Genomic DNA, 18,237 nt, shown 5'->3' on the forward strand with positions numbered 1-18,237 from the left:
GTCATCCGGCCCTCGCCAGAACGCGCCAATCTCTGTATGGTGCACCGCGCGTAGTGGGGATTTCGTCGTGACGTCAAAGTTTCGCCCGGCCGGCTCGGGGTGGGCCATCATTGTCTTGAGCCTGACGGCGCTCGCGCTTGCCGGTTGCGGCCGCAAGGGCCCGCTGGATCTGCCGCCGACCGCCTCCAACACGTCCGCGGCCACCGGCGCTGCACCCGTCGAGCCCGAGACCGCGGCCCAGAAGGCGCCGAGCCTGTTCGAACCCACGGCCAGCGCGGATGCCGCGCCCGCGGCGGCCAAGGGCCGAAAGAAATCGTTTATTCTCGACCCGCTCCTGGACGAACCTCCCGGCAAGAAATAAGCCGGGACAACCGAGCCTGCGCCATGAACCATTTCGACTATCGCAACGGCGTGCTGCACGCCGAGGCGGTGAACCTGTCCGAGCTGGCTGCCACCGTCGGCACGCCGTTCTACTGCTATTCGACCGCAACGCTGGAGCGGCACTACCGCGTCTTCACCGAGGCCTTTGCCGGCGAGAAGGTGCTGGTCTGCTACGCCATGAAGGCGAACTCCAACCAGTCGGTGCTGCGGACGCTGGCCAAGCTCGGCGCCGGCGCCGACGTGGTCTCAGGCGGCGAGCTGAAGCGCGCTTTGGCCGCCGGCATTCCCGCCAGCAAGATCGTCTTTTCCGGCGTCGGCAAGACCGAGGCAGAGCTGCGCGCGGCGCTCGCCGCCGACATCCTCTGCCTCAACGTCGAATCCGAGCCGGAGCTCGAGCTGCTGTCGCGACTCGCGACCGAGATGGGCAAGACCGCGCGCATCTCGCTCCGCGTCAATCCCGACGTCGATGCCGGCACGCACGCAAAGATCTCCACCGGCAAGTCCGAGAACAAGTTCGGCATCCCGATCGTGCATGCCCGCGAGGTCTATGCGCGCGCGGCGAAGCTGCCCGGAATCAAGGTGACCGGCACTGACGTGCATATCGGCAGCCAGATCACCGACCTGTCCGGCATGGAGACCGCGTTCCGCATCCTCTCCGAATTCGTGCAGGAGCTGCGCGCCGACGGCCACGACATCAGCCACGTCGATTTCGGCGGCGGTCTCGGCATTCCCTATTACATGGATCGCGAGGCACCGCCGGCGCCCGCGGCCTATGCCGCCATGGTCAAGCGCGTCAGCCACAATCTCGGCTGCACGCTGATGTTCGAGCCGGGCCGCATGATCGTCGGCAATGCCGGCATTCTCGTCGCCAAGGTGATCTATGTGAAGCACGGCGACGGCAAGAATTTCGTCATCATCGATGCCGCCATGAACGACCTGATCCGCCCGACGCTGTACGAGGCGCATCACGACATCCTGGCGGTGAAGCAGCCGGCCAAGGGCGCCGCCACCATCAAGGCCGATGTCGTTGGCCCGGTCTGCGAGACCGGCGATTATCTCGCCCTCGACCGCACGCTGCCGACGCCCGCGCCCGGCGATCTCCTCGTCATCATGACCGCGGGCGCCTATGGCGCCGTGCAGGCCGGCACCTACAACACCCGGCCGCTGGTGCCCGAGGTGCTGGTGAAGGGCGACCAGTACGCCGTGGTGCGCCCGCGCGTGGAGGTGGAGCAGCTCATTGCGATGGACACGCCGGCGCCGTGGCTGTGAGTTGACGACATCGGCTCAACAGCCGCGGTGTCGTCCCCGCGTAGGCGGGGACCCATACTCCCAGGCAGTCATTGTGACGCCAAGCTAGTGACTCCGAGTCTTCGCCACACGTTGTCCTGTGGTTATGGGTCCCGGGCTCGCGCTTCGCGCGCCCGGGACGACGAGCGGAGCGCTGGCGCTACTTCCCCGTCACCCCGCCCTTCGCTCCGCCCACCACGACACCCGCCTTCCTCTCGATCGGCTTGATCGCCGCGGTGAAATCGGACTCGGCGCCTTCGGCGCTGATCACCGTTTCCCACAACCGTCCGACCGCGTCGGCGACCTCCATCGACAGGCCGAGCTGCTTCATCTCCTCAAGCGCCAGCCGGACGTCCTTCACCATCAATCCCGTGGCGAAGCCGAAATCGAACGTGCGCGGCAGCACCGCGCGCGGAAACTTGTCGCGGCTCGCCGTGTTCATGCCGGAGCCGGCATTGATGACGTCGATCATCACGGCGGGATCGAGCCCGGCCTTGACGCCCATCACCACGGCTTCCGACGTCGCCACGATCGCGGTGGCCGACAGGAAATTGTTGGCGAGCTTCATGGTCTGCGCCGCACCGGGCTTCTCGCCGATGAAGAACACCTTTCCGATCACCTCCAGCGCGGGCCTGAGCAGCTCGAACTCGGCTTTCGGGCCTGACACCATCACGGCAAGCGTGCCCTTCTCGGCGCCGCCGACGCCGCCGGAGACGGGACAGTCGATCTGCACGATGCCGCGCTGAGCGAGCAGCCGGTGAATTTTCGCGGCCATTGCCGAGCCGACGGTTGAGAGATCGACGAAACGTTTGGCGCGCTTGCCCTCGATCACGCCGTTCGCGCCGGTGGCAACGTCCAGCGAAGCTTGCAGCGAGGGCAGGCTCGCCATCACGGTCTCGACCTGGTCAGCGACGTCTTTCGGCGACGACGCGGCAGTGGCACCGCGCGCGACCAGCTTGCCCGTGACCTCCTTGCGCGTGTCGAATACGACGAGCCTGTGCCCCGCCTCGATCAGCCGCCGCGCCATCGGGAAACCCATGTTTCCGAGCCCGATGAATCCGATGTCCATGGTTTTTCCTTTGTTTCTTGTTGTGCGTGAGAGCGGAGTCACATTCTCCGCTCGTCGTCCCGGGGCATCGCGAAGCGATGAGCCCGGGACCCATAACCCCCGGGAGAAGTTGTTCGCGCCAGAACGGTAATTCAGAGTTCCCATAACCACATCGTCCTGTGGCTATGGGTCCCGGGCTCGCGCTTCGCGCGCCCCGGGACGACGGCGGAGATTGGTGCCGCTCCTCACGCCTTCCCGTCGATCTCTGCGAACACCTCGCGCGCGATGCGGAAGCTGTCGACCGCGGCGGGCATGCCGCCATAGATCGCGACCTGCATCAGGATCTCGCGGATCTCCTCCCGGGTGACGCCATTGGTCAGCGCGCCCTTCAGATGCGCGCGAAACTCGTGCTGACGGTTGAGGATCGCGATCATGGCGATGTTGAGCATGCTGCGGGTCTTGCGCGGCAGCTCCTCGCGGCCCCACACCGTGCCCCAGCAATATTCGTTGAGCATCTCCTGGAACGGGCGGTTGAAATCGTCGACGTTCTTCAGGGCGTTGTTGACATAGGCCTCGCCCAGCACCGCTTTGCGGACTTCCAGGCCCTTGTCGTGCATCTTCTTGTCCATGGCGTTTCCTTCGTTTCCCTCGAGATTGGCGCGCGGAAATTACGGGGTTGCACCCGGCCAGTCACGTCCTCGTGTTATGCGGGAAAAGGAGGCGCTCCCGTACGGGAACGGATGCCTCAGTGCTGCCGTTGTGATAGGCTCTGCTCTACCGGGCAACCTGGAGAGTTGATTGAACGGCATCACCCCCGAGCCGTCAGACCCGATCCGCAACGGCGATGCGCTGTCGCGGCTGAAGCTGGCGCAGGCCCTTGATTGGGCGACTTATGCCATCGCGTGGGAGCGTGCCTGGCCCAATGCGGCGCGCCTTCTGACCGTCGTCGGCCTGTTCCTGGTGGTGTCCTGGGCTGGCCTTTGGCTGGCGCTGCCGTTCACGGCCAGGGCCGTCGGCCTCGCCCTCTTCGCCGTGATCGCGGCGGCCGCCCTGTTCCCGCTGATTCGCTTCCGCTGGCCGAGCCGCGAGGAAGCGCTCGCCCGGCTCGACCGTGGCTCCGGCATCCGGCACCGCCCGGCCACGACGCTCACGGACACGCTGACCTCACAGGACCCAGTCGCGCAGGCGCTGTGGCAGGCGCAGCGCGAGCGGACGCTCGCCTCCATCAAGCGCATCCGCGCCGGTGTGCCGCAGCCCCGGCTCGCGCTTCACGACCCCTGGGCGCTGCGTGCCCTCGTGATGGTGATGCTGGTTGCGACCTTCTTTGCCGCGGGTGACGAGCGTGCGATGCGCCTTGGCGCCGCCTTCGACTGGAACGGGGTGCTGGCGCCGGCCAATGTTCGCGTCGATGCTTGGGTCACGCCGCCGCTCTACACGGGCAGGCCGCCGGTGATCCTGTCGGCCGCCAACAAGGAAGCGGCGGCGCTGCCCGCCAGCGGCCCGCTCGCCGTTCCCGCCGGCTCGACCCTGATCGTGCGCTCCTCCGGCGGCAACCTGGATGTCGCCGTCTCCGGCGGCCTCAAGGAGGTCGCTCCGGCTGAAGCCAGTCCCAAGGGGACCAACGAAAAGCATTTCGCGATTTCCGGTGACGGCACCGCGCATGTCCGGGCGCCTTCCGGCCAGCCACAATGGGCCTTCGCCGCCACGCCGGATCGTCCGCCGACGATCGCGCTCGCCAAGGATCCGGAGCGCCAGGCGCGCGGCGCGCTCCAGCTCTCCTACAAGATCGAGGACGATTACGGCGTCACCGGCGCCGAGGCGAAATTCGCCCCGCGGCCGACCGACGCAAAATATGGTGCCAAGGATGGCCTCAAGGATGGTCCGAAGGCCGCCGCCGGCGATGGCGACAGCAGGACGGCGCCGCGGCCGCTGTTCCAGCCGCCGAAATTCCCGCTCGCGCTGCCGAATGCGCGCACCCGCAACGGCGTCGGGCAATCCGTGAAGGATCTCAGCGAGGATCCCTATGCCGGCGCCGAGGTCACGCTGACGCTCACGGCCAAGGACGAGGCCGGCAACGAGGCCGCCAGCGAGCCGTTCAACATGCGCCTGCCCGAGCGGCTCTTCACCAAGCCGCTGGCCCGTGCATTGATCGAGCAGCGCCGCATCCTCGCGCTTGACGCCAACAAGAATTCGGACGTCTATGCCGCGCTCGATGGGCTGATGATCGCGCCCGAGATGTTCACGCCGGAGCCGGGACAATATCTCGGCCTGCACAGCGTGGCCCGGCAGCTCGAAGCGGCGCGCACCGACGATGCCCTGCGCGAGGTCGTGGCGAGCCTGTGGGCGCTTGCGGTGACGATCGAGGACGGCAAGATCTCCGACGTCGAGAAGGCGTTGCGCGCGGCCCAGGAAGCGCTGAAGCAGGCGCTGGAGCGCGGCGCGAGCGACGAAGAGATCAAGAAGCTCACGCAGGATCTGCGTCAGGCGCTGAACGATTTCATGCGCCAGCTCGCCGAGCAGTTCCGCAACAACAATGACCCGCAGCAGCTGGCGCGGCCGCTCGATCCGAACACCAAGGTCCTGCGTCAGCAGGATCTGCAGAACATGATCGACCGGATGGAGCGCCTGTCGCGCTCCGGCGACAAGGATGCGGCCAAGCAGTTGCTCGACCAGCTCCAGCAGATGCTGGAAGGCCTGCAGATGGCGCAGCCGGGGCAGTCCGGCGAGAGCGACATGGAGCAGGCGCTCAATGAGCTCGGCGACATGATCCGCAAGCAGCAGCAATTGCGCGACAAGACGTTCAAGCAGGGCCAGGATTCCCGGCGCGATCGCTCGCGCGGCAAGCAGCAGCAGGGCGATCAGTCCATGTCGGAGCTGCAGCAGGATCAGCAGGGATTGCGCGACCGCCTGAAGAAGCTGCAGGACGAGCTTGCCAAGCGCGGCCTCACCCAGAAGGGGCAGAAGGGTCAGCAGGGCCAGCAGGCACAGAAGGGCCAGAAGGGTCAGCAAGGCGAGCAGGGCCAGCCCGGCCAGAACGGCGATCAGGACGGCGACCAGGGCGATGACGGCAGTCTGGACGCAGCCGACGGTGCCATGGGCGATGCCGGATCAAAGCTCGGCGAGGGCAATGCCGACGGCGCCGTGGACTCGCAGGGCAAGGCACTCGACGCCATGCGCAAGGGTGCGCAGAAGATGGCCGAGGCGATGCAGCAGGGCGATGGCGACGGCCAGGGCGACGGCCCCGGCCAGCGTGCCGGCCGGCAGCAGAGCGGCGGCAACCAGACCGATCCGCTCGGCCGTCCGCTTCATGGGCGCGAATATGGCGACGATTATACGGTCAAGATCCCCGGCGAGATCGACACGCAGCGTGTCCGCCGCATTCTCGAAGAGCTCCGCCGCCGTCTCGGCGATCCTTCGCGGCCGCAGATCGAGCTCGATTATCTCGAGCGGCTGCTGAAGGAGTTTTAGCGGCACACTCGGTGTCATCGCCCGGCTTGGCCGGGCGATCCAGTACTCCGAGCCAGTTGTGATTCAATCGAGAAGCCGCGGCGTCCTGGATGCCCCGATCAAACCGGGGCATGACAGCGGAATGTGGGGCAGTCGCCGACGCTAGGTCTTCTTCGCCGCCAGCGCATCGGCGACCGCCGTGCGGATATCCGCGACCGAGAACGGCTTGGTCACGACGTCATGCACCAGCGCGTTCAGGTTCGAGGCGCGCTCGCGCTGGTCGGCAAAGCCGGTCATCAGCAAGATCGTCAGGTCGGGGAAATCGCGCGCGGCGGAGAGCGCCAGGGCGATGCCGTCCATCACCGGCATCTGGATGTCGGTGAGCAACAGATCGAAGGCGCCATCCTCGCGGGTCAGGATCTCCAGCGCCTCGGCACCGTCCTGGGCGGTGACGGTCTCGTGGCCGTCCATGGCGATGGCGCGCGCCACCAGCGTGCGCATCGAATCCTCGTCGTCGGCGATCAAGATCTTCGGCATGAGACGAACCTTGGTATCAACCTCCCCTGGGGGGCGATTATACGCTGCCGCCGGCAATGTCGCGCCGGTTGAAGAAACGAACGTCGATGTTGCGGCCCTCCGGCGGCGGCGAGGCCAGGCGCGAGCGGAAGAAGGCGCGCTCACCTGGCCGCAGCACGGTCTGCTCCAGCACCGTGTTCCAGGCATAGATCTCCGCGCCTTGGGCGTCGCGCACGGCAAAGCGCAGCCGCGGAATGTCGAGCGGCTTCTTGCCCTCGCCGACGATCACACCCTCGATCACCAACACCTGCTTACCGTCCACAGTCTCGCTGGAGAGCTTGACGTCCTTGAAGGCGAGACCCCGCAAGTTCACCTCGAGTCCGAGCATCTTGTAGAACGCTGCCGTCTGTGGCAGCAGCCGCACCACGTCGCCGCGCCAGAGCACCAGTGCCAGCACCAGCGCGCCCATCGCGGCGCAGGCGGTGGGCAGGCCAAGATAGGGTTTGCGCGGAGCTGTGGTGGCGACCGGGCGGCTCACCCGCGCGCCGCGGCGAGGGAATAGGCTGCGGAACCAGGACTGGTGCTGCGCGCCGACGGCCTCCTCTTCGGCCTGCCGGGCCGCTGCCGACCATTCGTCCTCGGTCTCGCGGGCCTGCTCGTCCGGCCAGTCGCTGGCGATCGATGGGCTATCGACGACGGGCGCATCAGTGGCGCCGTCGTCCTTGGCATAGGAGTTCCATTGTTCGGCGAGGTCGGACTGGTCGTCGGCTCGGCTGGCCGCGGCCATGGCCGGAACGGACGCCTCCTCGATGGCATCCTCGGCGTGGGCGATCCAGGTCTCCTTGCAGCGGGAGCAGCGGACCGCCCGCCCGTTCGCCCCAAGGCTCGCGAGCTTGATGGCGTAGGATGTCATACAATGGGGGCAGACGATATGCATGGACGAGCCTTGATGCATGAACGAAGGTCTTGAACGGAGGTCTTGGACGGGTCTTGACGATGCCACGGTCGCGGAGACCGGGCGCCCCTTATGCTACTGGGCGACCGTTAACGAACCGGAAACCATAACGGCGGCAAAACCCGTTGATCGCGTATGGCGGAGCGCCGCAAGGCGGCCCGCGCCTCCTCTCGAACGGAGCTGAGCTTGGTTCGGTTCGAAAATGTCGGATTGCGTTACGGTCTGGGGCCGGAGATTTTGCGCGACCTCACTTTCCAGATTCCCGCGCATTCCTTCCAGTTTCTCACCGGACCGTCAGGCGCCGGCAAGACGTCCCTGCTGCGCCTGTTGTTCCTGTCGCATCGACCGACGCGGGGCCTCGTCAACCTGTTCGGCCACGACATCTCGCAGCTCGGCAAGGACGAGATCGCAGACCTGCGCAAGCGCATCGGCATCGTGCTCCAGGATTTCCGCCTGCTCGATCACATGACGACCTATGAGAACGTCGCGCTGCCGTTCCGCGTTATGGGCCGCAGCGAATCGAGCTACCGCAAGGAGGTGATCGACCTGCTGCGCTGGGTCGGCCTCGGCGATCGCATGGACGCGCTGCCGCCGATTCTGTCGGGCGGCGAGAAGCAGCGTGCCGCGATCGCGCGCGCCGTGATCTCGCGGCCGCAGCTGCTGCTCGCGGACGAGCCGACCGGCAGCGTCGATCCGACGCTCGGCCGCCGCCTGCTGCGACTCTTCATCGAGCTCAACAAATCAGGCACCGCCGTCATCATCGCCACCCACGACATCGGGCTGATGGACCAGTACGAAGCACGGCGGCTGGTGCTGCACCAGGGACGGCTGCACGTCTATGAGTAGGCTGGACGAGCGCGGCGTGCTGGTCGACCTCGGGCAGGAGCGTCCGCAGCTTCCGGCCAAGGCGCGCAACATGTCGCCGATCGTGCCGCGCGCCTCGATCCACGGCAGAGCGCTCCTTGCGGTGGTCGCCATCATGACCTTCCTCGCCTCGATGGCCACGGGCACGGTGCTGCTGGTGAGTGCCTCCGCGGCCGAATGGCAGTCGGACGTCGCGAGCGAAATCACCATCCAGGTTCGCCCGCAGGCCGGCCGCGATCTCGAGCGCGACACCGCAGCCGTGGCGGAAGCGATGCGCACGCAAGCCGGCATCGTCGAGGTCAAGCCGTTCACCAGGGACGAGAGCGGCAAGCTGCTCGAGCCCTGGCTCGGCACCGGCCTGTCGATGGACGATCTGCCGGTGCCGCGCATGATCATCGCGCGCGTGCAGCCGGGCACGCCGCTCGATCTCGGCGCCTTGCGCGCGCGCGTGGCGCAGGTCGCCCCTAGCGCCAGCGTCGACGATCACCGCGCCTGGATCGAACGCATGCGCCTGATGACGAACGCCACCGTGCTGGCCGGCCTCGGGATCCTCGCGCTCGTCATCGTCGCAACCATCATCTCGGTGTCGTTCGCGACGCGCGGCGCAATGGCGGCGAACCGTCCGATCGTCGAGGTCCTGCATTTCGTCGGCGCTGGCGACCGCTACATCGCCAACCACTTCCTGCGTCATTTCCTCAGGCTGGGCCTGGAGGGCGGCGTGATCGGCGGCGGTGCCGCCATGCTGATGTTCGGCTTCTCCGAGTCCATCGCAGGCTGGTTTTCCGGGACTCCCGTCGGCGACCAGTTCGCCGCGCTGCTCGGCACCTTCTCGCTGCGCCCCTCCGGCTACATCGTGCTCGCGGTTCAGGCCGTCCTGATCGGCGCCATTACCGCAGTCGCCTCGCGCCAAACGCTGTTCGCGACGCTGAACGACGTCGACTAGGGTTGAGAAACCGGACTCCACTTCGCCTCAAAACATCCTAAAATCGCTCAGGGAAGGGATCACCGACATCGCATGAGCTCGCCGACCGACGATCGATCGCCGAAACTGCCGCGCGGCTGGCTGCGCGCGGCAATCGTGTCGACGATCGCGCTCGCCTTCGTCGGCGCGGCAGCGGGCTTCATTGCGTTCCTGGCGCAATTGCGCGGGGCTGAGAAGGTACCCGATCGCAAGGCGGACGGCATCGTGGTGCTGACCGGCGGCTCCTCGCGGGTATCGGACGCGATGGAGCTGCTGGCTGCCGGCTACGGCAGGCGGCTCCTGATTTCCGGCGTGCATCCGACCTCGACGGCGAACGACATCTCCCGCACCTTGCCGGAGAATCAGTCCTTCATGACCTGCTGCGTCGACCTCGACCGCACCGCGCTTACGACCCGCGGCAACGCAGCGGAGGCGCGGCGCTGGGCCGAGGGACGCCGATTTACGTCTCTGATCGTGGTCACCTCGAACTATCACATGCCGCGCGCGCTGGTGGAATTCTCGCATGCGATGCCGCGGACGACGCTTATCCCGTTCGCGGTGGTCGGCGAAAAATGGCGCGAGGAGCCGTGGTGGATCTCGGGCTCGACGCTGCGGCTGCTCCTGTCCGAATACGTCAAGTACGTTGCGGCCGAGCTCAGGGTGCGACTGGAGGATTTCGGGATTGACCTTTGGCCCGAGATGTCGGAGCAGCCTGCAGGTCAGCAACCGAAGCGGCCCGCCACCGCGCAGGCCAATTGATCGGACCATCGATGTTCCTGATTTTCCTGCGATCGCTCGTGTTCAACGTGCTGTTCTACGCCGTGCTGGTCTGTCTGGCGATCGTTGCGCTGCCGACCTTTGCATTGCCGCCGCGCGCCATGCTGACGGTGGCGCAATGGTGGGCCAAGGCCACGCTGGTCCTGATGCGAGTGGTCTGCAATATCAAGGTGGAATTCCGCGGGGTGGAGAAGATCCCGACAGGACCGCTGCTGATCGTGGCCAAGCATCAGTCGTTCTGGGAGACCTTCGTGCTGCCGGGCTTCTTCAACCGGCCAATCTTCATCCTCAAGCGCCAGCTGATGCAGATCCCGGTGTTCGGCCAGTTCCTGGTCAAGACCGGGATGATCGCGATCGACCGCAATGCCGGCGTGAAGGCGCTGCTCGACATGACGCGGCGCGCGCGCGAGGCGGTGCGCAGTGGAAAGCAGCTCGTGATCTTTCCAGAAGGCACGCGCCGCGCGCCCGGCGCGCCGCCCGACTACAAGACCGGCTTTGCGCAGATCTATTCCTCTTGCGGTGTGCCGTGCCTGCCGATCGCGCTCAATTCCGGCCTGTTCTGGCCGCGCCGCACGTTCATGCGCTATCCGGGCACGCTGGTGGTGGAGTTTCTCGAACCGCTGCCACCGGGACTGCCGAAGGACGAATTTCTCGCGCGCGTGCAAACGGCGATCGAGGACGCGACCGCCCGCCTCGTCGAAGCGGGACGAAAAGAGCAGGAGCAGTTGATCGGCTCGGCGCCGAGCTACGCGCCGACCGGCTAAAGCGCGATGAGATTGGGATGAATCATCATCGCGCTTTGGGTTGTTGTTTACGCATGATCTTTCCGGAAAACCGCTTCGCACTTTTCCGGATCATGTTTTAGCGGCTTTCGCGATCCTCGCCCCGAGCCGCCGCGTGCAACGAATGTGCATCACCATGCAGCATCAACGCGAGCTGATGCAGCTGCGTGTCGCGAAAGCCTTCGGCCTCGATCGCCTTCACCGTAGCGGTGACGTAGTCGCGGTTGGCGCCGGACTGGCCGTGGCCCTGGACGACATGGCGGTGCTGCTCGGCGAGCGAGAGGCGGCCGGCATATTGCACATGGCCGCGGTCGACGACGTAGGCGAGCGCTGAGACGCGCTGACGTGCATCGTTCTCCAGCCACACCGAGCGCATCACCTCGCGATAGACCGAGGTGACCTGCTCGCGTGCGCGCAAATATGCGACCACCTCGGCACGGTTCTTCTCGGCGACGCGGAAGGCGATGCCGCGGCAGGCGCCGCCGCGGTCGAGTCCGAGCACCAGGCCCGGCTTCTCCGGCGTGCCGCGATGCACGAAGGAATAGACGCAGAGCGCGCGGTGCTCGCCGACCAGCCGCGCCGGGACGCGCTCCTCGAAGTCGAAGCCCGGCCGCCACATCAGCGAGCCGTAGCCGAACACCCAGAGGTCGCCCTTGGCTGTGGTGACGGAGGGGAGTGTGATTTCCGACATTTCGGGGACGGCTACCAGAACCCTGCGCCCAAGCGAAGCGATTTCTGCGCCTTTCGTCGCAGGCCGGCTCCGCTTACATTTGCCTGAATCTGGCGTCAAAGGGTCGCCGCATGTCCAATATGAATGTTGCAACAGGCCGCCGCTCCCGCTTGGGCCTCTTCATCGCCCCCGTTCTCGTCCTGGTCCTCGCCGTCGGCTGGACCTGCTTCTGGTTCTATGCGGCGTGGCAGGCCGAAATCGTCGCCGACGCCTGGCGGACGCAGGAAGCCAAGGCCGGCCGCATCTATGATTGTGCCAAGCGCTCGATCGCCGGCTTCCCGTTCCGCTTCGAGGTCCAGTGCTCCGGCGCCAGCGTCGCTCTGGTCTCGCAGAACGCGAGCAAGACGCCGTTCACGGCCAAGCTCGACAACATCCTGGTCGTGGCCCAGGTCTACGACCCCAAGCGCATCATCGCCGAATTCTCCGCGCCCGCCACGCTGATCGACGGCATTACGCAAAACACCTTCAGCGTGAATTGGAGCAAGGGCCGCGCCAGTGTGGCGGGCCTGCCGGCGGTGCCGGATCGCGCTTCCATCGTGTTCGACGACCCCAGCCTCAACCGTCTCGATGGCAGCGTCCAGGTGCCGCTTGCGCGCGCCAAGCAGGTCGAGCTGCACGGCCGCCTTGCCGATGGATCAGCGCCGGATCGTCCCGTGATCGAGACCGTGCTCCATGTCGCGCAGGGCAGCATCCAGGGCGTGCATCCGTTGCTCGCCGAGCCATTCGAGGCGGACACCCGCGCCAAGATCACCGGCCTCTCCGACCTCACGCCAAAGCCGTGGCCGCAGCGCTTCCGCGAGATCCAGGCCGCCGGCGGCCATATCGAGATCGTGCAGTCGCGCATCCAGCAGGGCGAGATGATCGCCGTTGCGGCCGGCATGCTCGGCCTGTCGGCCAACGGCCGGCTCGACGGCGAATTGCAGATGACGGTGACCGGCCTCGAGCGCGTGATCCCGGCGCTCGGCATCGAGAAGATGCTGGAGGAGGGCGTGCCGCAGGCAACGCTCGATCGCGTTGCGCCCGGCGTGAAGTCGCAGGACCTCAACAATCTGTTCGGCGCGCTCGACCGCGCCGTGCCCGGCCTCGGCAAGGTCATCAAGCAGAACGCCAATGCCGGCGTTGCCGCGGGTATCAATTCGATCGGCACCGAGAGCACGCTGGAAGGCAAGAAGGCGCGGAGCTTCCCGCTGAAATTCGCCGACGGCGCGGTGCTGCTCGGCCCGGTCAAGGTCGGCCAGATCCCGCCGCTGTATTGACGGCTCTGTCGTCATTCCGGGGCGATGCGAGCATCGAACCCGGAATCCATTTCACCGCTTGTGCTGTGGCCTGATGGATTCCGGGCTCGCCCTTCGGGCGCCCCGGAATGACAGGCTCACGGCTTCTTCAGCGCCGCATGCGGCCGGCCGAAATCGGGCGCGGCGGAATCCTGGCCGATCTCGACGATGCCGCGGCGGATGGCGCGGGTGCGGGTGAAGTGGTCGAACAGTGCCTCCCCGTCGCCGCGGCGGATCGCGCGGGTGAGTTTTGCCAGATCCTCGGTGAAGGTGCCGAGCATCTCCAGCACGGCCTCCTTGTTGGCGAGGAAGACGTCGCGCCACATCGTCGGGTCGGAGGCCGCGATGCGGGTGAAATCGCGAAAACCGCCGGCGGAGAATTTGATCACCTCGGATTCCGTCACCTGTGCCAATTCGTCGGCGGTGCCGACGATGGTGTAGGCGATCAGATGCGGCAGGTGGCTGGTGATGGCGAGCACGAGGTCGTGATGATCCGGCGTCATCACCTCCACCTTGGCGCCCATCGCCGCCCAGAACGCGCGCAGGTGCTCCGTGGCCGCTGCGTCGGTGCCGTCGGGCGGGGTCAGGATGCACCAGCGGTTGATGAAGAGCTCGGCAAAGCCGGAATCCGGCCCCGAGTGCTCGGTGCCCGCCACCGGATGCGCCGGCACGAAATGAATGCCGCTCGGCAGATGCGGCGCCATGTCCCTGACCACCGCGCCCTTGACCGAGCCGACATCGGAGACGATCGCGCCCGGCTTGAGATGCGGCGCGATCTCCTCTGCCACGGGTCCGCAGGCGCCGACGGGAATGCAGAGGATGACGAGATCGGCATCCTTCACCGCTTCGGCATTAGTCGCCACGACCTGGTCGACGATCCCGAGCTCGGCAACGCGGGCACGCGTCTTTTCCGAGCGCGCAGTGGTGACGATTTCACCGGCAAGCCCCTGGAGCTTCGCAGCGCGGGCGATCGAGCCGCCGATCAGGCCGAAGCCGATCAGCGCGACGCGCTGGAAGTGCGCCTGCGCGCTCATTTGCCCGCCATGAAGTCGCGCAAGCCCTCGACCACGAGGCGGTTGGCCTCCTCGGTGCCGATGGTCATGCGCAGCGCATGCGGCAGGCCGTAATTCTTCAAGCCGCGCAGTACGAGCCCCCGCTTGGTCAGGAAGGCGTCGGCGTCGTCGGCGGTCTTGCCCTTGTCGGTCGGGAAGTGGATGAGCACGAAATTGGCGACGCTCGGCGTCACCTTCAGTCCGAGCTTGCCGATCTCCTCGGTGAGCCAGTTGCGCCAGGTCTCGGTGAACTGCTTCGACATCGCCTGATGCGCGGTATCCTCGATCGCGGCGACCGCGGCATACATCGCCGGCGTCGACACGTTGAAGGGGCCGCGGATGCGGTTGACCGCGTCGATGACGTGCTCGGGCCCGAACATCCAGCCAATGCGCAGCGCGGCAAGACCGTGGATCTTGGAGAAGGTGTGCGTCACCACCGTGTTCTCGGTGGTGGCGACGAGCTCGATCCCCATCTCATAGTCGTTGCGCGAGACGTAGTCGCAATAGGCGGCGTCCAGCACCAGCAGCACGTGCGAGGGCAGGCCGGCGCGCAGCCGCTTGACCTCGTCGAACGGCAGATAGGTGCCGGTCGGGTTGTTGGGGTTGGCGAGCCAGACCAGCTTCGTCTTCGGCGTCACGGCCTTCAGGATGGCATCGACGTCAGCGGTCAGGTTGGTCTCCTGCGCGACGACGTTCCTGGCGCCGACCGCCATGGTCGCGATCGGGTAGACCAGGAAGCCATGCGTGGTGGAGATCGCCTCGTCGCCATGGCTGAGATAGGTGTGCGCGAGCAGATTGAGGATCTCGTCCGAGCCGGCGCCGCAGATGATGCGGTTCGGATCGAGTCCGAACGAACGGCCGATCGCTTCGCGCAGCACGCGCGAGGTGCCTTCCGGATAGTCCTCCAGATGATCAGCCACGCGCTTGAATGCCTCGATCGCCTTGGGCGAGGGCCCGAACGGCGTCTCGTTGGCCGAGAGCTTGAACACCTTGCGGCCCGGCTCCGGCACCGGGCTCTTGCCGGGCGTGTAGGGCGCAATATCGAGAATGCCGGGATTCGGCACGGGGCGGGACATCTTGGACTCCGGATAGGCTGGGCGGCTCGCGATTTACGATTTCGGCCCGGTCGGGGGCACCGTATAGCGCGTTGCGTGGCTGCCGACGAGGGCCACGGAGCGCACCGAGGCCCCCGCCTCGATCAGGGCAGCCCTGATCTTGTCGATGCTGGTCGCGCCGGTGACCGAGACCAAGAGCGCCGCGCCGTCGAAGGCGGTATCGGGCACCGCCACGATCTCGGCGAGCGGCGACAGCGCGCGGGCGACCTCGGCGTTCCAACCCGAGACGCGCACGCTGAAGGTTTCGACCTCCGTCACCAGGGCGCTGTCGGCGACGCGCGAGATCGCGAACACCGGCAAGGCGGCCGGATGGTCGGCGCGCTCGATGAAGGGCATCCGCGCGATGATCTTCGGCGCGCCGTTCGCTTCAAGCTCCAGCCACCATGGCGTGCGGCTCGAGGTCGCCGAGACCAGCGCCAGGTCGCCCTTGGATTTTGCCACCGCCTCGACCGCGGCCTGCGCGCTGAAATGCGCGACATAAGGCACCGTGAAGCCGAAATGGAAGCGCGCGGAATCCCGCATCGCCGGCTCGCTCACCGAGACGTCGGCATGCACGGAGAACGGCGCCTGCACATAGGTGAAGGTCGAGATGATGACGCGCCAGATGCTCTCGACCGTGTCGAGCGGCAGGATGCCGCGATGACGCTGCACGATCTCGCGCATCATGGCAGCCTCGCGCGCGGGCCGGAACGCCGAGCCGACCTCCTGGGTCTGCTTCACCTGGATCAGGCGATCGATGATCTCGCCGCGCTGCATGAGGAGGCGATGCATGCCCTCGTCGATCGCGTCGATCTCCTTGCGCAGTTCCTGCAGCGATGGTGGCGCGGGCGGACGTTGGGACATGTCTGGTCGTCGATCGTTCCGATGGGGGATGTCCTGATTAGGCAGTCGGGACGGTGAAAGCAAAGAGAAATGACGTCCTTTTCGGTCGACGCGACAGAGACGAATTGGGCCGATCCGGGCTGCGACTTGACGAAAACCGCCCAAGACGGTAGCTTTTGCCCGTTCCGTGGTCATTTGAGCCGGCCGGCTTGCAGCCACGTTAAAAAACTCGCTAAACAGGCCGGGGACGCTTCCGATCCCGGCCGAACCTATCGTTCAGGCCGGGTTTTTCATGGCCTGATGTCAGCGGCGCGGTCGAGCAGCCAGTCGCAAACGAGGTCGATGTCCGAGATGGGTAGCGTCAAGTCGATACCGAGTCCTGCGATCAGCGCCGATGAGCGATCGCACGAGGTGGATCATCCAAGCTCGCTGGTTGCGCATTTCGGCACTGAGCAGCCGCTGCGGCTCGATTGCGGCGTCGATCTCTCCCCGTTCCAGATCGCCTACCAGACCTATGGCGAGCTCAACGCCGATCGCTCCAACGCCGTGCTGATCTGTCATGCGCTGACCGGCGACCAGCATGTCGCCAACGTCCATCCGGTCACCGGCAAGCCCGGCTGGTGGGAGACGCTGGTCGGCCCCGGCCGACCCATCGATCCCAAGCACTACTTCATCATCTGCTCCAACGTGATCGGCGGCTGCATGGGCTCGACCGGGCCGGCCTCGATCAATCCCGCCACCGGCAAGGTCTGGGGCCTGGACTTCCCCGTCATCACCATTCCAGACATGGTGCGCGCGCAGGCGATGCTGATCGACCGGCTCGGCATCGACACGCTGTTTGCCGTCGTCGGCGGCTCGATGGGCGGCATGCAGGTGCTGCAATGGACCGCCGCCTATCCGGAGCGCGTGTACTCCGCGCTGGCGATTGCCTGCGCGACGCGGCACTCGGCGCAGAACATCGCCTTCCACGAGCTCGGCCGACAAGCCGTGATGGCCGACCCCGACTGGCACGGTGGCGGCTATGCCGATCGCGGCATCCATCCGCATCGCGGGCTCGCGGTGGCGCGGATGGCGGCGCATATCACCTATCTCTCGGATGCGGCGCTGCACCGCAAATTCGGCCGGCGCATGCAGGACCGCGAGCTGCCGACCTTCTCGTTCGACGCCGATTTCCAGGTCGAAAGCTACCTGCGTTACCAGGGCTCGTCCTTTGTCGAGCGCTTCGACGCCAATTCCTATCTGTATCTGACGCGGGCGATGGACTATTTCGACATCGCCGCCGATCACGGCGGCGTGCTGGCCAAGGCCTTCGCCGACATCAAAACGCGCTTCTGCGTGGTCTCCTTCACCAGCGACTGGCTGTTTCCGACCTCGGAATCGCGCGCACTGGTGCACGCGCTGAACGCCTCGAGCGCCCGGGTGTCGTTTGCCGAGATCGAGACCGATCGCGGCCACGACGCATTCCTGCTCGACGTGCCCGAATTCTTCGACATCTCCCGGGCCTTCCTGCAATCGGCAGGCAAGGCCCGCGGGCTTAACCTCGAGGACCGTTAGCGATGTCCGTGCAGGAAGTGTTGCCGCTGGACGGCGTTGCGGCCAGGCCGTCCGGTGATTATCGCGCCGATCATCTGCTGGTCGCCGAGATGGTCAAGCCGGGCTCGAAGGTGCTCGACGTCGGCTGCGGCGACGGCGATCTGCTGCAGCTGCTGGAGACCCGCGGCATCGACGGCCGCGGCATCGAATTGTCGCGCGAGGGCGTCAACCGCTGCGTCGCCAAGGGGCTTGCGGTGGTGCAGGGGGATGCCGACACCGATCTCGTCAACTATCCCGACGATGCCTTCGACTACGTGATCCTGTCGCAGACGCTGCAGGCGACGCGGCAGCCGAAGGTCGTGCTGGAGAACCTGCTGCGCATCGGCCGCCGCGCCATCGTCTCGTTCCCGAATTTCGGGTTCTGGAAGATGCGGCTCCAGCTCCTGATCGGCGGCCACATGCCGCGCACGGAGAATCTGCCGGCAACCTGGTACGACACCGCCAACATCCACTTCTGCACCATCAAGGATTTCGTGCAGCTCTGCGACGAGATCAACGTCAAGATGGAGCGCTCGGTCGCGCTCGATCTCTACGGCCGCCCGGTGCCGCTGAACCTGCCGTGGTGGGTGTGGAACATGTTCGGCGAGCAGGCGGTGTTCTTGCTCAGCCGCGGCGGGGGGAAATAGCCCTCTC

At 66.3% G+C, this 18,237-nt stretch carries 18 protein-coding genes and 1 riboswitch; of the genes, 10 read left to right on the forward strand and 8 right to left on the reverse strand.

Annotated elements, in window-relative coordinates; translation table 11 throughout:
* Window positions 1-67: 67 nt before the first annotated feature.
* On the forward strand, window positions 68-361 hold the full coding sequence (locus ABIA40_RS33635) for a lipoprotein (protein WP_404545524.1): 294 nt from the start codon (window positions 68-70) through the stop codon (window positions 359-361).
* A 23-nt stretch (window positions 362-384) separates the two neighbouring features.
* Window positions 385-1,650: a diaminopimelate decarboxylase gene (gene lysA / locus ABIA40_RS33640; RefSeq protein WP_404545526.1), complete on the forward strand. Its 1,266-nt coding sequence runs from the start codon at window positions 385-387 to the stop codon at window positions 1,648-1,650.
* Window positions 1,651-1,828: 178 nt separating this feature from the next.
* On the opposite strand, the gene ABIA40_RS33645 is transcribed toward lysA, so the two are convergent.
* Together ABIA40_RS33645 and ABIA40_RS33650 are read right to left on the reverse strand one after the other, a co-directional pair.
* Complete coding sequence (locus ABIA40_RS33645) at window positions 1,829-2,737, reverse strand: NAD(P)-dependent oxidoreductase (protein ID WP_404545528.1); 909 nt, start codon at window positions 2,735-2,737, stop codon at window positions 1,829-1,831.
* A 224-nt stretch (window positions 2,738-2,961) separates the two neighbouring features.
* Window positions 2,962-3,345: a carboxymuconolactone decarboxylase family protein gene (locus ABIA40_RS33650; RefSeq protein ID WP_028134137.1), complete on the reverse strand. Its 384-nt coding sequence runs from the start codon at window positions 3,343-3,345 to the stop codon at window positions 2,962-2,964.
* Between the two features lie 169 nt (window positions 3,346-3,514).
* On the opposite strand from ABIA40_RS33650, the gene ABIA40_RS33655 reads away from it, so the two are divergent.
* A complete protein-coding gene (locus ABIA40_RS33655) occupies window positions 3,515-6,184 on the forward strand; it encodes a TIGR02302 family protein (RefSeq protein ID WP_404545530.1) in 2,670 nt (889 codons plus the stop codon).
* A gap of 141 nt (window positions 6,185-6,325) precedes the next feature.
* Here ABIA40_RS33655 and ABIA40_RS33660 read toward each other — a convergent pair whose 3' ends face one another.
* A complete protein-coding gene (locus ABIA40_RS33660) occupies window positions 6,326-6,700 on the reverse strand; it encodes a response regulator (protein ID WP_018316255.1) in 375 nt (124 codons plus the stop codon).
* 37 nt (window positions 6,701-6,737) lie between these two features.
* A complete protein-coding gene (locus ABIA40_RS33665) occupies window positions 6,738-7,616 on the reverse strand; it encodes an MJ0042-type zinc finger domain-containing protein (protein WP_404545532.1) in 879 nt (292 codons plus the stop codon).
* Window positions 7,617-7,820: 204 nt separating this feature from the next.
* Between ABIA40_RS33665 and ftsE the strand changes: the two genes are divergently transcribed.
* The 4 genes from ftsE to ABIA40_RS33685 all read left to right on the forward strand — a co-directional run bounded on the left by ftsE (window position 7,821) and on the right by ABIA40_RS33685 (window position 11,000).
* Window positions 7,821-8,480 (forward strand): cell division ATP-binding protein FtsE, encoded by a 660-nt coding sequence (gene ftsE / locus ABIA40_RS33670; RefSeq protein ID WP_057028593.1) that lies wholly within the window; start codon window positions 7,821-7,823, stop codon window positions 8,478-8,480.
* Complete coding sequence (locus ABIA40_RS33675) at window positions 8,473-9,441, forward strand: ABC transporter permease (RefSeq protein WP_128265888.1); 969 nt, start codon at window positions 8,473-8,475, stop codon at window positions 9,439-9,441. Before ftsE ends, ABIA40_RS33675 begins: the two co-directional genes overlap by 8 nt.
* Window positions 9,442-9,513: 72 nt before the next feature.
* Window positions 9,514-10,218 carry a YdcF family protein gene (locus ABIA40_RS33680; RefSeq protein ID WP_035996919.1) on the forward strand — a complete coding sequence of 235 codons (705 nt, stop codon included), beginning with the start codon at window positions 9,514-9,516 and terminating at the stop codon, window positions 10,216-10,218.
* A gap of 11 nt (window positions 10,219-10,229) precedes the next feature.
* Complete coding sequence (locus ABIA40_RS33685) at window positions 10,230-11,000, forward strand: lysophospholipid acyltransferase family protein (protein WP_404545534.1); 771 nt, start codon at window positions 10,230-10,232, stop codon at window positions 10,998-11,000.
* Window positions 11,001-11,097: 97 nt separating this feature from the next.
* On the opposite strand, the gene ABIA40_RS33690 is transcribed toward ABIA40_RS33685, so the two are convergent.
* Window positions 11,098-11,709, reverse strand: a complete 612-nt coding sequence (locus ABIA40_RS33690) for a gamma-glutamylcyclotransferase (protein ID WP_404545536.1) — start codon at window positions 11,707-11,709, stop codon at window positions 11,098-11,100.
* A gap of 110 nt (window positions 11,710-11,819) precedes the next feature.
* On the opposite strand from ABIA40_RS33690, the gene ABIA40_RS33695 reads away from it, so the two are divergent.
* Window positions 11,820-13,004: a DUF2125 domain-containing protein gene (locus ABIA40_RS33695; RefSeq protein ID WP_404545538.1), complete on the forward strand. Its 1,185-nt coding sequence runs from the start codon at window positions 11,820-11,822 to the stop codon at window positions 13,002-13,004.
* 116 nt (window positions 13,005-13,120) lie between these two features.
* On the opposite strand, the gene ABIA40_RS33700 is transcribed toward ABIA40_RS33695, so the two are convergent.
* The 3 genes from ABIA40_RS33700 to ABIA40_RS33710 are packed head-to-tail and all read right to left on the reverse strand — an operon-like array spanning window position 13,121 to window position 16,032.
* Window positions 13,121-14,056, reverse strand: a complete 936-nt coding sequence (locus ABIA40_RS33700) for a prephenate/arogenate dehydrogenase family protein (RefSeq protein ID WP_404545540.1) — start codon at window positions 14,054-14,056, stop codon at window positions 13,121-13,123.
* Window positions 14,053-15,150, reverse strand: a complete 1,098-nt coding sequence (gene hisC / locus ABIA40_RS33705; protein ID WP_404545542.1) for a histidinol-phosphate transaminase — start codon at window positions 15,148-15,150, stop codon at window positions 14,053-14,055. Before hisC ends, ABIA40_RS33700 begins: the two co-directional genes overlap by 4 nt.
* A gap of 33 nt (window positions 15,151-15,183) precedes the next feature.
* Entirely contained in the window at window positions 15,184-16,032 is an 849-nt protein-coding gene (locus tag ABIA40_RS33710; RefSeq protein WP_404545544.1) for a chorismate mutase, read from the reverse strand.
* Between the two features lie 156 nt (window positions 16,033-16,188).
* Window positions 16,189-16,268: riboswitch (SAM riboswitch) on the forward strand.
* A 94-nt stretch (window positions 16,269-16,362) separates the two neighbouring features.
* On the opposite strand from ABIA40_RS33710, the gene ABIA40_RS33715 reads away from it, so the two are divergent.
* Window positions 16,363-17,565, forward strand: a complete 1,203-nt coding sequence (locus ABIA40_RS33715; protein WP_404546423.1) for a homoserine O-acetyltransferase — start codon at window positions 16,363-16,365, stop codon at window positions 17,563-17,565.
* 2 nt (window positions 17,566-17,567) lie between these two features.
* Entirely contained in the window at window positions 17,568-18,230 is a 663-nt protein-coding gene (metW, locus tag ABIA40_RS33720) for a methionine biosynthesis protein MetW (protein ID WP_157286836.1), read from the forward strand.
* Window positions 18,231-18,237: the final 7 nt, after the last annotated feature.

Source organism: Bradyrhizobium sp. USDA 223 (assembly GCF_044909005.1).
Classification (GTDB): domain Bacteria; phylum Pseudomonadota; class Alphaproteobacteria; order Rhizobiales; family Xanthobacteraceae; genus Bradyrhizobium; species Bradyrhizobium yuanmingense.